Source organism: Sporolactobacillus sp. THM19-2, assembly GCF_004153195.1.
In the GTDB taxonomy this organism is placed as follows: domain Bacteria; phylum Bacillota; class Bacilli; order Bacillales; family Sporolactobacillaceae; genus Sporolactobacillus.
Genome location: NZ_SEMC01000033.1, coordinates 1 through 13176 on the forward strand (window position 1 = coordinate 1; position 13176 = coordinate 13176).

At 45.1% G+C, this 13176-nt stretch carries 11 protein-coding genes, 14 tRNA genes, 2 rRNA genes and 1 pseudogene; 20 read left to right on the forward strand and 8 right to left on the reverse strand.

Going from position 1 to position 13176, the window contains the following annotated elements:
- The 16 genes from EWH91_RS13875 to EWH91_RS13950 form a co-directional block, all read left to right on the forward strand.
- Positions 1 to 114: ribosomal RNA gene (locus EWH91_RS13875) — 23S ribosomal RNA — on the forward strand; the annotation flags it as partial.
- 85 nt (positions 115 to 199) lie between these two features.
- A 5S ribosomal RNA gene (gene rrf, locus EWH91_RS13880) occupies positions 200 to 316 on the forward strand.
- 104 nt (positions 317 to 420) lie between these two features.
- Positions 421 to 512, forward strand: a tRNA-Ser gene (locus EWH91_RS13885).
- Positions 513 to 517: 5 nt separating this feature from the next.
- Positions 518 to 592: transfer RNA gene (locus EWH91_RS13890), tRNA-Glu, on the forward strand.
- A 77-nt stretch (positions 593 to 669) separates the two neighbouring features.
- Positions 670 to 745: transfer RNA gene (locus EWH91_RS13895), tRNA-Val, on the forward strand.
- Between the two features lie 25 nt (positions 746 to 770).
- Positions 771 to 844 (forward strand) — tRNA-Met (locus EWH91_RS13900).
- Positions 845 to 851: 7 nt separating this feature from the next.
- A tRNA-Asp gene (locus EWH91_RS13905) sits at positions 852 to 924 on the forward strand.
- 69 nt (positions 925 to 993) lie between these two features.
- Positions 994 to 1069 (forward strand) — tRNA-Phe (locus tag EWH91_RS13910).
- A 9-nt stretch (positions 1070 to 1078) separates the two neighbouring features.
- Positions 1079 to 1154, forward strand: a tRNA-Thr gene (locus EWH91_RS13915).
- Positions 1155 to 1171: 17 nt separating this feature from the next.
- Positions 1172 to 1253, forward strand: a tRNA-Tyr gene (locus EWH91_RS13920).
- A 10-nt stretch (positions 1254 to 1263) separates the two neighbouring features.
- Positions 1264 to 1334 (forward strand) — tRNA-Trp (locus EWH91_RS13925).
- Between the two features lie 9 nt (positions 1335 to 1343).
- Positions 1344 to 1417, forward strand: a tRNA-His gene (locus EWH91_RS13930).
- 7 nt (positions 1418 to 1424) lie between these two features.
- Positions 1425 to 1496 (forward strand) — tRNA-Gln (locus EWH91_RS13935).
- Between the two features lie 7 nt (positions 1497 to 1503).
- Positions 1504 to 1578, forward strand: a tRNA-Gly gene (locus EWH91_RS13940).
- Positions 1579 to 1592: 14 nt separating this feature from the next.
- A tRNA-Cys gene (locus EWH91_RS13945) sits at positions 1593 to 1666 on the forward strand.
- 22 nt (positions 1667 to 1688) lie between these two features.
- Positions 1689 to 1770 (forward strand) — tRNA-Leu (locus tag EWH91_RS13950).
- Between the two features lie 366 nt (positions 1771 to 2136).
- Here EWH91_RS13950 and EWH91_RS13955 read toward each other — a convergent pair.
- The 7 genes and pseudogenes from EWH91_RS13955 to EWH91_RS13985 form a co-directional block, all read right to left on the reverse strand.
- Positions 2137 to 3012, reverse strand: a complete 876-nt coding sequence (locus EWH91_RS13955; RefSeq protein ID WP_129930833.1) for an osmoprotectant ABC transporter substrate-binding protein — start codon at positions 3010 to 3012, stop codon at positions 2137 to 2139.
- Between the two features lie 47 nt (positions 3013 to 3059).
- A pseudogene (locus EWH91_RS13960) lies at positions 3060 to 3407 on the reverse strand (ABC transporter permease subunit); the annotation flags it as partial.
- Between the two features lie 128 nt (positions 3408 to 3535).
- Complete coding sequence (locus EWH91_RS15090) at positions 3536 to 3643, reverse strand: erythromycin resistance leader peptide (protein ID WP_129930819.1); 108 nt, start codon at positions 3641 to 3643, stop codon at positions 3536 to 3538.
- Between the two features lie 268 nt (positions 3644 to 3911).
- The gene (locus tag EWH91_RS13970; protein WP_129930821.1) at positions 3912 to 4592 is read right to left on the reverse strand and encodes an ABC transporter permease; all 681 of its coding nucleotides are present in this window, start codon (positions 4590 to 4592) and stop codon (positions 3912 to 3914) included.
- Between the two features lie 14 nt (positions 4593 to 4606).
- A complete protein-coding gene (locus tag EWH91_RS13975) occupies positions 4607 to 5482 on the reverse strand; it encodes an osmoprotectant ABC transporter substrate-binding protein (protein ID WP_129930835.1) in 876 nt (291 codons plus the stop codon).
- 47 nt (positions 5483 to 5529) lie between these two features.
- Positions 5530 to 6195 carry an ABC transporter permease gene (locus EWH91_RS13980; protein ID WP_483315842.1) on the reverse strand — a complete coding sequence of 222 codons (666 nt, stop codon included), beginning with the start codon at positions 6193 to 6195 and terminating at the stop codon, positions 5530 to 5532.
- A 10-nt stretch (positions 6196 to 6205) separates the two neighbouring features.
- Positions 6206 to 7351, reverse strand: coding sequence for a betaine/proline/choline family ABC transporter ATP-binding protein (locus EWH91_RS13985; RefSeq protein ID WP_129930823.1), 1146 nt, complete (start codon positions 7349 to 7351; stop codon positions 6206 to 6208).
- Between the two features lie 454 nt (positions 7352 to 7805).
- On the opposite strand from EWH91_RS13985, the gene EWH91_RS13990 reads away from it, so the two are divergent.
- From EWH91_RS13990 to EWH91_RS14005, 4 genes are all read left to right on the forward strand, one after another.
- On the forward strand, positions 7806 to 8273 hold the full coding sequence (locus EWH91_RS13990; protein ID WP_129930839.1) for a GbsR/MarR family transcriptional regulator: 468 nt from the start codon (positions 7806 to 7808) through the stop codon (positions 8271 to 8273).
- A gap of 361 nt (positions 8274 to 8634) precedes the next feature.
- A complete protein-coding gene (locus EWH91_RS13995) occupies positions 8635 to 9774 on the forward strand; it encodes a DUF2927 domain-containing protein (RefSeq protein ID WP_165364340.1) in 1140 nt (379 codons plus the stop codon).
- A 34-nt stretch (positions 9775 to 9808) separates the two neighbouring features.
- On the forward strand, positions 9809 to 10888 hold the full coding sequence (locus EWH91_RS14625) for a nuclease-related domain-containing protein (RefSeq protein ID WP_129930827.1): 1080 nt from the start codon (positions 9809 to 9811) through the stop codon (positions 10886 to 10888).
- A gap of 405 nt (positions 10889 to 11293) precedes the next feature.
- Positions 11294 to 11719 (forward strand): OsmC family protein, encoded by a 426-nt coding sequence (locus EWH91_RS14005; protein WP_129930829.1) that lies wholly within the window; start codon positions 11294 to 11296, stop codon positions 11717 to 11719.
- 7 nt (positions 11720 to 11726) lie between these two features.
- Here EWH91_RS14005 and EWH91_RS14010 read toward each other — a convergent pair whose 3' ends face one another.
- Positions 11727 to 12944 carry a dicarboxylate/amino acid:cation symporter gene (locus tag EWH91_RS14010; protein ID WP_129930831.1) on the reverse strand — a complete coding sequence of 406 codons (1218 nt, stop codon included), beginning with the start codon at positions 12942 to 12944 and terminating at the stop codon, positions 11727 to 11729.
- Positions 12945 to 13176 lie beyond the last annotated feature (232 nt).

Genomic DNA, 13176 nt, shown 5'->3' on the forward strand with positions numbered 1-13176 from the left:
CCCACAGCTTTAAGCTGGTAAGGCCCCTCAGAGATGATGAGGTGGATAGGTCTGGAGTGGAAGCGCGGTGACGCGTGAAGCGGACAGATACTAATCGGCCGAGGGCTTAACCCAAAGTCAGCGGACAGAAGGAAAAAAGACGTGCTGTATCTTTCGTTACCGGTTTTGAGGGGTCGTCTGGCCCCGGGTGATTTTCAAGTCTGGCGGTCATAGCGAAGAGGTCACACCCGTTCCCATCCCGAACACGGTCGTTAAGCTCTTCTGTGCCGATGGTAGTGGGGGGTTGCCCCCCTGTGAGAGTAGGTCACTGCCAGGCAATATCTTTGATATTGAAATGAATACTGTGCTTCATAAACAGAGTATCCGGCTATCAGCCGAAAAACGGGCGGAGCAGACACGGGCTCTGTCATGAAGCCTTTTGGAGAGCTGTCCGAGAGGCTGAAGGAGCACGATTGGAAATCGTGTAGACGGTTAAGGCCGTCTCGAGGGTTCGAATCCCTCGCTCTCCGCCATTTATGGCCCGTTCGTCAAGTGGTTAAGACACCACCCTTTCACGGTGGGTTCGTGGGTTCGAATCCCGCACGGGTCACCATATTATCTTGATTTTTTACTCACCATATAATAAAATATAGTGGTGTTTTTAAGAGAGAAAGCATTTTCTTTCTTTATGGAGGATTAGCTCAGCTGGGAGAGCGTCTGCCTTACAAGCAGAGGGTCATAGGTTCGAACCCTATATCCTCCACCATTTACTGATATTTTTATCAAATTATCGCGGGGTGGAGCAGTTCGGTAGCTCGTCGGGCTCATAACCCGAAGGTCGCAGGTTCAAATCCTGCCCCCGCAATACATATGGGTCCGTGGTGTAGTGGTTAACATGCCTGCCTGTCACGCAGGAGATCGGCGGTTCAAATCCGCTCGGACCCGTTCGTTTTATTATTCATATCAGTGTGTTTGTTCAGAATTTGATTTATCAAACAAACTGCTTTATATTACGGCTCGATAGCTCAGTCGGTAGAGCAGAGGACTGAAAATCCTCGTGTCGGTGGTTCGATTCCGCCTCGAGCCACCATTACGGTATGCCGGTCTAGCTCAATTGGTAGAGCAACTGACTTGTAATCAGTAGGTTGGGGGTTCAAGTCCTCTGACCGGCACCATTTATATATATATTCATGGAGGGATAGCGAAGTGGCTAAACGCGGCGGACTGTAAATCCGCTCCCTACGGGTTCGAAGGTTCGAATCCTTCTCCCTCCATCTTACATATAGGGGTATAGTTTAAAGGCAGAACAGAGGTCTCCAAAACCTCTAGTGTGGGTTCGATTCCTACTACCCCTGCTTATTATGGCGGTTATGGTGAAGCGGTTTAACACACCGGATTGTGGTTCCGGCACGCGTGGGTTCGATCCCCACTAACCGCCCTGTTGTTGGCCCATAGCCAAGCGGTAAGGCAACGGTTTTTGGTGCCGTCATGCGCTGGTTCGAATCCAGCTGGGCCAGTAGTAATGCGGAAGTAGTTCAGTGGTAGAACATCACCTTGCCATGGTGGGGGTCGCGGGTTCGAATCCCGTCTTCCGCTCCAATTTTATTTATGATGGCGGCATAGCCAAGCGGTAAGGCACGGGTCTGCAAAACCCTTAGCCCCGGTTCGAATCCGGGTGTCGCCTCCATTTTTTATGTTTATTTTTATTTGCCGGCGTGGCGGAATAGGCAGACGCGCACGACTCAAAATCGTGTTCCGTAAGGAGTGTGGGTTCGACCCCCACCGCCGGTATTAAAATTTCCGGTTGCTTGCTATTGAATGTGAGATCAAATAGAAATGGATAAAGAGCGTTATAAAAATCGCTTTCAGCGCAATTAAACTGTGCTGAAGGCGATTTTTGCATGAGAATTGCGGCAGGGTGATGGTGCTACGCTCATACAGAAAAAAGGTTGGTCATCAATCAGGTGCTGCGTATCGCAGCCGGACGATGCACAGAGCCCATAAGATTCACGTCGCTGCCTGTTTCATATGAAGATGAAAGCCTCATCCTGGATCCACCAGGATGAGGCTTTGGTTGCCATAGAAAAATGTAATCGGGTGTCTCAGGCGGTCAGCGACTGTTTTTCCTTTGCATTTTTTAACGCGGGAGAGCCCCCTTTACTCAAAATAATCATGTGCTTCAAGAAATTCTCTGGCTACAGTGGAAGGTTCCTTCAGCTCTCCATCCACCTCATAATTCAGCTCCTGCATCTTTTCCGTTGAAATAACCCCCTGCAACTTTTTCAGTTCCCGGTCAACCTCCGGATGTTTTTTGAGCGTGCTTTCCTTAACAACAGGTGAACAGTCATACGGCGGGAAAAAATGCCGGTCATCCTTTAGCATCTTCAGATCATAGGCCTTGATTCTGCCATCAGTAGAATAGGCAAGGACAATATCCATCTGGCCTTTTTTTACCGCGTCGTAAACCAGACCAATCTGCATCGGATATGTTTTGCCAAAGGCGAATCCATAAGCCTTTTTAAATGCCGGATATCCGTCACCGGCGAGTTTGAGCCAGATATTATCGACACCGAGTTTCAGCTTATCGGCGTCTGGCTGGAGATCCGATATCTTCTGGTAATGATGTTTGTCGGCGTTTTCTTTGGTCATGGTGAAGGCATAAGTATTGGCGAATCCATAAGAGTCATAAAATTTATAGCCGAACCGTTCGTGGTATGCTTTCTGAACGATCCCCAGCGCCTTCTCAGGATCTTTTTCCACTTTCTGATTAAGAATGCTTGTCAGATCGGTTCCGGTATACCGTGCTGCCGCGATATCGATTTCGTTGTTCTCCAGGGCTTTCTGCCCCACATAGTTGGACCCGAGATTTTTAACGATTTGGGTATCCAGATCAGTATTATGTTCCAGCAACTGACTGATTACATTCGCCAGAATTTCCGATTCCGTGAAACTCTGTGCCCCGATGCGAACGGAATCTCCGGATGAAGCACCGAGTCCTGGCAGCGAACAGCCGCCAATCAGAAGAAGACTCATCAGTAACGGAATCCATCCCAGATATTTTATTTTTTTCTTCAGAACGCTCACTCCTTCTGCAGTCCCTCTGTCGTCCTGATGTCTTTCGGAGTGACCTTTTTTTCAATCAACATAAACAGATAGCCAACCACAACGGCAATGATGTAGTCCGGCTGATACAGGTTCAGGTCAATAAAGATATAATTCCCGAGGCCTCCACCACCGATAAAAGAGGCCAGCGTTGCCCATCCAATCAGATAGACTGAGGATGTCCGGATACCGGCCATGATAATCGGCGCGGGCGGCGGCAGCTCAAGTATCCGTACCCCTTCAAGACCCGTCATGCTCAGGCCTCGCCCCGACTCCAGCAGATCGCGGTTTACTCCTCTGATCCTGAGGAAGGTCTTCCTGAGCACCTGATTAGATTCATGAGCATAAGAAATAGACGTCACGATACGTTTTTATCAATATCAGAAACTGAAAAAGAAGGGCAGAATGATCCACCCTTCTTTTTTTGCCGTATTTAACAGGTACGTCAAGATTATTAAAAAAGGACGGACTGATCCCGTTTACTCTGCACACAGACAGAGTCTTTGAACATATTAAGATACGGATTCAAAGTTGGGAATTTAAGTCTCATAGAGTGTGTCATCTTTTTAATAATCCTCCTGTAAAATCCTGAACATCAACATTGTAGGTTATTCTATGTTAAAAATCAAAACAATGACTTGTTATTCTAAAATTATATCAACTTTCCTGGCTGGAGGGGAAGGATCATTAATCAGGTGTTGTGTATCGCAGCCGGGACGATGCATAGGCCCATAAGATTCACGTCGCTGCCTGTTTCATATGAAGATGAAAGCCTCATCCTGGATTCAGGATGAGGCTCTGGCTGCGATAGAGAAAGGTAACCGAGTGACTCAGGCCGCCAGCGACTGCCTTTCTTTCGTCTTTTTCGCCTTTTTGACGGGGGAAAGCGCATGCTCCAGCCAGCCGAGGAGCAGATCCGCAAGTACAGCCATGACTGCGGTTGGAATGGCGCCAGCCAGAATGATGGCCGTTCCATTCGTTGCGTTTGTTCCCCGGACGATGATATCTCCGAGTCCACCGGCGCCGACAAAAGTTCCGATCGCGGTGATGCCGATCGTCACGACCAGCGCCGTTCTCAGTCCTCCCATAATAACAGACAGCGAAAGTGGCCATTCCACCATTCGGAAAATCTGGAATTTTGTCATGCCCATTGCCCGGCCCGACTCAAGGTAGGCCGGACTGATGTTTCTGATGCCCGAACAGGTATTACGCAGAATGGGAAGGAGCGAATACAGAAACAGCGAGAAGACAACCGTGTTTGTTCCAAGCCCCATGACGAGCATTAGCACCGCCAGCATCGCAAGAGCCGGGATCGTCTGAATGACATTAGCGACTGCAAATATCCATTTACTCAGCTGTCGATGCCTTGCAATGAAAATGCCTAATGGGATCGCTACAATGGCAGCAAAAAGCACGCCATAAGCGGACATCAGAAAATGTCGGTAAAATTCAACAAGGACGTAACTTCCGTTTTGAACGTAGTAGGTCCACAATTGGCTGATTACATTCATTTCTTTTTTCCCCTTTACTCAAAATAATCATGTGCTTCAAGAAATTCCCTGGCCACAGTGGAGGGCTCCTTCAGCTCTCCATCCACCTCATAATTCAGTTCCTGCATCTTTTCTGTTGAAATAACCCCCTGTAACTTTTTCAGTTCCCGGTCAATCTCCGGATATTTTTTGATTGTGTTTTCCTTAATAAGGGGTGCGCAGTCATAAGGCGGGAAAAATCGCCGGTCATCCTTTAGCATCTTCAGATCATAGGCTTTGATTCTGCCATCAGTAGAATAGGCAAGGACAATATCCATCCGGCCTTGATTTACCGCGTCATAAACCAGACCAATCTGCATCGGATACGTTTTGCCAAAGGCGAATCCATAAGTCTTTTTAAATGCCGGGTATCCGTCACCGGCGCGTTTGAGCCAGGCATTGTCGACACCGAGTTTCAGCTTATCGGCGTCAGCCTGGAGATCCGATATCTTCTGGTAATGATTTTTGTCGGCGTTTTCTTTTGTCATGGTAAAAGCATAAGTGTTGGCGAATCCATAAGAATCATAAAATTTATAGCCGTACTGTTCATGAAATGCCTTCTGAACGATCCTCAGCGCTTTCTCAGGATCTTTTTCCACTTTCTGGTTAAGAATGCTTGTCAGATCGGTTCCAGTATACCGTGTTGCCGCGAGATCGATCTCGTTGTTCTCCAGCGCTTTCTGCGAAACGAAGTTGGATCCGAGATTTTTAACGATTCGGGTATCCAGATCAGTATTATGTTCCAGCAACTGACTGATTACATTCGCCAGAATTTCCGATTCCGTGAAACTCTGTGCCCCGATGCGAACGGGCTCTTCGGACGAAGCACCGAGTCCTGGCAGCGAACAGCCGCCAATCAGAAGAAGACTCATCAGTAACGGAATCCATCCCAGATATTTAATTTTTTTCTTCAGAACGCTCACTCCTTCTGCAGTCCCTCTGTCATCCTGATGCCCTTCGGCGTGACCTTTTTTTCAATCAACATAAACAAATAGTCCACCAATACGGCAATGATTGTGACCGGGATCGCACCGGCAATGATGTAGTCTGGCCGATACAGGTTTAGACCAATAAAGATGTAATCCCCGAGGCCTCCTCCACCGATAAAAGAAGCCAGCGTTGCCCATCCAATCAGATAGACTGAGGATGTCCGGATGCCGGCCATGATAATTGGCGCCGACAGCGGAAGCTCCAGCATCCGTACCCGTTCAAAACCCGTCATGCCCAGGCCTCGCCCCGACTCCAGCAGATCGCGGTTTACTCCCTTAATCCCGAGAAAGGTATTCCTGAGAATCGGTAACACAGAGTAAAGAAAGAGGGCGACGATCGCCGGCAGCTTGCCGATGCCGAGAATGGGAATGAAAAATGCCAGCACCGCCAGTGAGGGCAGCGTTTGCAAAACATTAACTACCCCGAGAATGATCCCGGCTCCCCGCTTCATACGTGTCATGATGATTCCAAGCGGGACCGCGACGATGATGCCCATGACAACGGCGATCATAGAAATATACAAATGTTCCCATGTCTTGTTCAACAGTTCCAGTCCATTAGTTTGTAAAAATTGAATCCAGGCGTCCGTATTAATCAGCCTCCCGTTATTTATCTTCAGCGGCTACCCCATCATCAGCACCCCAAATATTGTCATATACGATATCCACCAGTGAGGCACGCGTCACAATGCCTGTCAGGTGATCCTGTTCATCAATGACAGGCACGTATTTCGCTCCCTGCTTTAAAATTCTGCGAACGGTATCACGGAGGAGCGTATCCTGACGTACGGTGAAAATATTCGTCTGGAGCACTTCGCCGACAAACTTCGATTCACCCCGGGACTGGTCAATGTTTTCAATGTCGACATACCCAATGAATCGCTTTTTCTCGTCAACCACAAGCAGCGTATCGACGCGTCGGTGGCGCATCAGCGTAACCGCTTCGGACAGTGTTCTGTTCTGCCTGATCGTCACCGGATGTTCGTCCATGATTTGTTCCACCCGTTCCAGAGAAGGACGCGTCTGAATCATGCGGTCTTCTCCGATAAACTTTTTAACAAAGTCATTTTCCGGATTTCGAAGAATGTCATCCGGCGTTCCAGTCTGGACGATTTCACCCTCTCTCATAATGACGATCCGATCCGCCAGCTTGATGGCCTCATCCATATCATGCGTCACAAAAACAATGGTCTTACCCATTTTCTGCTGGAGTTTCTTGAATTCATCCTGAAGGTCGTCACGCGTGATCGGATCGAGCGCACCAAACGGCTCGTCCATCAGGATCAATGGCGGATCAGCTGCCAGTGCCCGAAGTACACCGATTCTCTGCTGCTGCCCCCCACTGAGTTCACTTGGATAACGATCCAGATAATCCGTCCCGAGATGAGCCATATCAATCAATTCTTCAGCACGCTTTCTCCTTTTGGCAGACGGCCACTTCAGAAGTTTCGGCACGAGCGCGATATTCTCACCAATAGTCATATGTGGAAACAGCCCGATCTGCTGAATCACATATCCAATCTGCCGTCTCAGTTGAATGGGATTCTTTTTCAGAATGTCCTCGCCGTTCAGATAAACAGTCCCCTTAGTGGGTTCAATCAGCCGATTGATCATTTTCAGTGTGGTTGTCTTTCCACAACCGCTTGGCCCAATGATACAGATAAACTCCCCCTGATCGATGTCCAGAGAAAAGTCCCTGACTGCTGCTTTTCCTCCTGTATATAACTTGGATACATGTTCAAGTTTTAACAATAATAACCCTCCGATTAATTGATAGATTGATACGATCCCTTTCGAGAACCACCTGTCTGATGAATCCTGCTTCTTTTCGGTCGTTGAAAAAAGAAGCAGAACGCCCGTCAAGCGGTGATGTACGGCGGTATGGTGTGTTCTGATGAGTTTCTGCGCCCTGATCACACATGAATCGTCGCTCTATCTTCTCTATTAATGATATAATAAATTGTGTGTAATATAAAGTTTATACAGCAAATAAATTGCATGGACTATATATAATGTATAAAACTAGTGTCCAGTGCGTTTGTTTTTCGCTGAAAAATTTTGGTTCTGTACTTGATCTTAAGCCATTTTTCTAAGAAAATAGGGGGAGAAAAATGACAATGTCGGATGTGAGGGGGAGCATTTTATTTTGGAAGATAATCGTCTGAAACAGATACAGATCCTTTTTGCCGAGCAGATTGCTGAGAACATGAGTACGTTCGGCCTTCCCTCGACACTTGGTCGTGTCCTTGGTATCATCTATCTGAACCGGAGGCCAATGACCCTGTCTGAACTTTCAGAGGCGACGGGGATGAGCAAGACCCGTATGAGTCAGGTCGTCCGTGAGCTGGCGGAACTCGGAATCGCTGAGAAAGTGTTCACAAAAGGTGTGCGTCAGGACCTTTATGACGTTGAACGAGATTACTATCAGATTTTTATTTCATTATTTACCGAGACCTGGCGGCGAATGATCCGTAACAACCGCAGACAGGAAAAACGGATCTATCAGGAATTAACCGAGCTTCTGAACAAAGGCGAGCTTTCCGAGGATGATCAGAAGACAGCAGAAGACTTTCTGCAAGAATCCAGAAAGCATCTGGATTATTTCAACTGGATTAGCCAGTTGATCGAGTTTTTTGATGATGATGAGGTGTTTCGGTATCTGCCCAGAAAATAATGCTCTATCAGCACTAGTGCCATTTGCTTATATTCGCAGGTGGCGCTTTTTTCACTATAGAATAAGAAGACGTCCATAGATAGAGAATCAGTCTGTTCCGATACGACTGATGGCCAGGCAGCTTCGCATATCGATCCGTCCCTGATCAGGACAGATTAAGTCTCTAAAAAGTCTGTTCAACACATGGAGAAATGGAATCTGTCATATCCAGTGATGGAAAAATTTTTTTACGAATAGTTAAAAACGCCAGAAAAAAATGCCGATAACATAGAAAATGGGTTATTTACCTGCCTGTCGGCGATTCAGTCGTACGCCTGATTGGACCACCAGTGAGCGTAACATAACAAACAGGAGGAATACGGTGAAACGGATCAGTCTGGCTGTCTTGATAACAGTACTTATCGGTTCAGGGGTGTTTTTTGTATTTTTCCATCCGCCTGAGCCTGAAATTTTTATTAAGGGAAACAAATATCATGCGATATATAACGAACCGGTAAAGATCCACTTTGAAAATAAACGGCGCCTGTATCACTATCAGCTCTACATCGATGGAAAGAAGTATAAAGAGGGGACCGCCGTTAACCGGAACGGCAAGCATCTGATCAAAGCAGAAATCAGTTTTTCAGGAAAAACGGTGGATAAAACATTTCATTTAACAATCGACATGGAGAAACCCGGGTATCCACTGGTGAATATTGAGCCCTCATCTATTCACTTAAAACAGGCTGCTATTCATGTAAAAGAAGAACCCGGAATCGATTACAGGGCTTATGTAGATAACAGGCCCTGGCTACTGAATAAAGCGATCACACAGCCAGGAGAGCACCAGCTTAAAATCATCTCTTCGGATCAGAGCAATGGCTTAAAAAATATCGATATCAGAACCTTTCATATCTTCGAAACTGCCTTCTCAAAAGAAGAAGTCCGTTACTTTTTGAAAATTGCTCTGGGAACAGAATATAATCCAAATGATAAGTTCATAAATAAATGGACAGAACCCATTGTGATTAAATCCTATCTGGAAACAACAAAAGAAGACAGGGATATGATTAAAAAAACAGCCAAAGCGTTAAGCCGGTTAACGGGTCTTGATATTTCCGTGCTGGATCCGTCCGATAAACGTAAAGAAAATATGAGTATTTATTTTCCAAAAGACAAAGACATGGCAAAATATCAAGGTCCGACCTATCGAAATAACTGGGGCTATTTCAACTATTTCGATTCTGACAATATGATATATAAGGCTTATCTATTAATTGACAGGGATCTGAGTCAGGATTTACGGAATGAAGTGATACTGGAAGAAATCACTCAGGCTCTTGGCCTTGGAAATGACACATATGACTATAAGGACAGTGTCTTTCAGCAGGAAAAAAATCAGGCTGTGACGCACTATTCGGCTATCGACAAAAAAGTCATTCAGCTTTTATATTTGAAAGAAGTTGAGCCTGGAATGGATAAAGAAGCCATACTGGAAACGTTAAGCCCTATTATTCGTTAACGTCCGGAAACCGTAAAAAGAAAGGGGCGGTCAAATGCTTCAACTCTACGGATTTTTAATTGAACTGTTCGTGGGTACCCTTATCTGTGCGTTTTTGTTTTATGCTTATTCCAATGCAAAATACAGGAAAACGGAATACTATCGCATTACCCATCGCCCTTTTTTGCGAATGATGCGTTCAACCGGCAGTTATGGTGAATATCTCATATACAGACATTTGCGGTCACTGGGAAAAGAAGGACGCTTTCTTTTCAATGTTTATCTGCCGAAAGAAGATGGAACAACGACTGAACTGGATGTGTTACTGATCCATCCAAGCGGGCTGTACGTTTTTGAGTCAAAAAATTACAGCGGCTGGATTTTCGGAACGGAAAGCCGGCGAACCTGGACCCAGTCACTCGCTGCCGGCAGGAAAAGCGTGAAAAATCACTTTTATAATCCGATTATGCAAAACGAAGGGCATATCAGTCACTTGAAGCAGTGTCTTTCCGATTATGCGCAGATCGTCTGTCATTCTATTATTCTATTCAGTGACCGCTGCGAACTGAAAAAGATTACCCTGGATCAGGGGAAGGCAGCCGTCATGAATCGGCACCAGGTCAAGCCGTTTGTTAAGAGAACGATTGCCGGCACCGAAGCAGTTCTGAGTCACAATGACGTGGAATCCATCTATCAGATACTTTTTCCGTATTCACAAACTTCCGAAGAAACGAAACAGACCCATATCGAGAACATTCAGACAAAGTATCGAATCCATCCAAAGAAAAGTGTTCTCTCTCAGAATAAGCGTACAGTGAAACAAACAGCAACGGAGACTGCGTCATCTCTGGACCCTGACAGACCTTTTGCAGAAGAAAACGCACCGGATCACTCGCAACCGGAAAAAAATACCAGAAGAACCGTCCCTGACGAGATCAAAGAAGACCGACAACTGAATCCTGTTACAAGGTCCGCTCCGAAAGAACCACTCACAGAAGGTGAAAAAATCTGCCCACGATGCGGAAAGCCCATGGTGCAACGGGTAGCACGGCACGGGAAACACTGTGGCGAGCACTTCCTGGGCTGCTCAGGATTCCCAAAATGCAGATACACAGAAAAGGAGAAGGCTGACTGATTTTACTTTTTCCTCATAGCGCATCCGCTCCTTATCGTGAGCAGACCGGCGGAATAGAAGAAATCATCACAAAAGAGGAGCCTTTCTCAAAGGAATCATTTACTGATCTGTGTATGGCGGTACAGGATCTGATTATGATTTTTCAGAGGTTCTGGCAAAAGCGAGTGCGGGAAGGCGGGGAATGTAACCCATAAGGAGTTCTCTAAGGAAGCAGATAAGGCTTTAAAAGAACGTTTCTCCAATTTCCTATGAAAGTCGTACAAAAAATATGGCATTGGGGATAATAAGAAGGGCTGGTGTTTCGCTTGGGGAAGGCAAAGGGACAACGGCACACACTTCCCAGAAAATTTTTTTCTGCTGAAGTATAGTGCTAAAATATGTAATTGAAAGGAGCTTGATCATCTTATGGAATTAACTGTCAAGTGGGCTGGAAATATGGCTTTTTCAGGGGCTACGGCTTCTGGTCATGAAATTAGAATGGACGCAGCAGAGGAAATAGGTGGGCAGAATTCAGGTGCAAGACCGATGGAGCTTGTAATGAACGCCGTTGCGGGTTGTACAGGTATTGATATTATTATGATTTTGAAAAAAATGCGTTTGGATCCTACCTCTTTTCACATGGATATAAAGGGAGATCGCGCAGAAAATCCACCAAAGGTATTTACTAATATCCATATTCATTATGCATTAGAAGGTGAATTACCTGAAGACAAAGTTATCCGGGCGATTCAACTATCAAAAGATAAATATTGTTCTGTTGCTCATTCATTAAAAGCAGACATTACCGCCAGCTATTCCATCAATGGGGTAAAAGGTGAGAAAATGCTTTAATATAATCCTAATTTACTGATTCCACTTCTTTATTTTCCCACTTATCAAGCATAGCCGCATTAGCTGTATTGCCAAGAACATTTAAAAGCGTTCTAAATCCTTCAGTTAGACGATCGACACCAGCAACGATGGCGATGCCTTCTAATGGTAAACCTGCAGCAGTTAATACGGTTGACATCATAATGATTCCAGCACCGGGAACACCTGCTGTACTAAAGGAAACAATGACCGTACTAATCATGACGCTCACAATGAGAGTTGGTGTTAGCTCTACATCGAAAAGCTGCGCTATAAATAAGGCGTTAAAACCTTGCATGATGCAGGCGCCATCACGTTTTAAGGCCGTTCCTAATGAAATGGCAAAACTTGCAATTTCTTTTTTCATCTTAAAGGGACCCTGCGCGTCTTCAATCGCAACAGGTAAAGCAGCGTTAGAGCTTGAGGTACCAAATGCGATACCGAAAGCTGGTAGGAAGCTTTTCCAGAAACGAACAGGCGAAATTTTCATAAAGGTTAAAAATAAGAAATAGGCAAAAATCATAATGACAACCGCTAGAATTAATCCAACGATATACATCACTAGTTTTTGGACAAGTTCCAATCCTTGGGTTGCAATAACAGAGGAAATTAAGGCGAACACCCCAATAGGTGAAAACTTCATGACAACAGATGTAATTTTTCCAATAATCTCATGAAAGCTCTTAACAAAGGATACAAATGGATTGGCTTTTTCCCCAACAAGGCGAATACCTACAATGATTAAAATCGCCGTGAAGATAATTTGCAATAAATTACCTGTTGAAAACGACTCAAATGGATTTGTTGGAACGATTGAAACCAGCCAATCCAGAATTCCTTGGCCTTGAGCCGCTTTTTGCGTGCTTAATTCACCAATATCGCTTACGGAATTCCCAGGCTTTAAGATAGCGGCAGTTGCCATTCCGACTACAAGAGCTACTAAGTTTGTTACAATATACAATGATAATAATCTCCAAGTAAGCCTTCCAACTTTTTCCGAGTTTTTAATACTCGTAAAACCAACTATTAGTGAAGTAAAGACGATTGGTACAACAATAAATTGAATACCTCTTAAAAAGATTTTCCCCACTGGCGATAACACATATTGGTCCAGACCAGGAACAATACTTGGGAAAAATAAATTAAGAATAATTCCCGCAATGATACCGAGTAGTAAACTAACGGTAATTTTTGTTGATAATTTCATATAGAGTCCTCTTAAATCCTACTATTTAAATACGAATAATTTACATTAAATATAGATTAATCAATATATTTTGTCAAGATACTAATAATAGTTGAAGTGCTTTTAACTCGACTTCGACAGTTTCTAGGTACACAAAAGTCCGAAAACAGGCGACAGGTAGCCTGTTTTCGGACTTTTAATTTTTATATGTGTGTATCTAGGATTTAAGGTCGATTCGACATATCTTTCGAGG

Excerpts from the sequence above, each read along its gene's own strand:
- EWH91_RS13990 (WP_129930839.1), top strand. The coding sequence starts at position 7,806 with ATGAGTACGTTCGGCCTTCCCTCGACACTTGGTCGTGTCCTTGGTATC.
- EWH91_RS13975 (WP_129930835.1), bottom strand. The coding sequence starts at position 5,482 with ATGAGTCTTCTTCTGATTGGCGGCTGTTCGCTGCCAGGACTCGGTGCT.
- EWH91_RS14625 (WP_129930827.1), top strand. The coding sequence starts at position 9,809 with ATGCTTCAACTCTACGGATTTTTAATTGAACTGTTCGTGGGTACCCTT.
- EWH91_RS14010 (WP_129930831.1), bottom strand. The coding sequence starts at position 12,944 with ATGAAATTATCAACAAAAATTACCGTTAGTTTACTACTCGGTATCATT.
- EWH91_RS13970 (WP_129930821.1), bottom strand. The coding sequence starts at position 4,592 with ATGAATGTAATCAGCCAATTGTGGACCTACTACGTTCAAAACGGAAGT.
- EWH91_RS15090 (WP_129930819.1), bottom strand. The coding sequence starts at position 3,643 with ATGACACACTCTATGAGACTTAAATTCCCAACTTTGAATCCGTATCTT.
- EWH91_RS13955 (WP_129930833.1), bottom strand. The coding sequence starts at position 3,012 with ATGAGTCTTCTTCTGATTGGCGGCTGTTCGCTGCCAGGACTCGGTGCT.
- EWH91_RS14005 (WP_129930829.1), top strand. The coding sequence starts at position 11,294 with ATGGAATTAACTGTCAAGTGGGCTGGAAATATGGCTTTTTCAGGGGCT.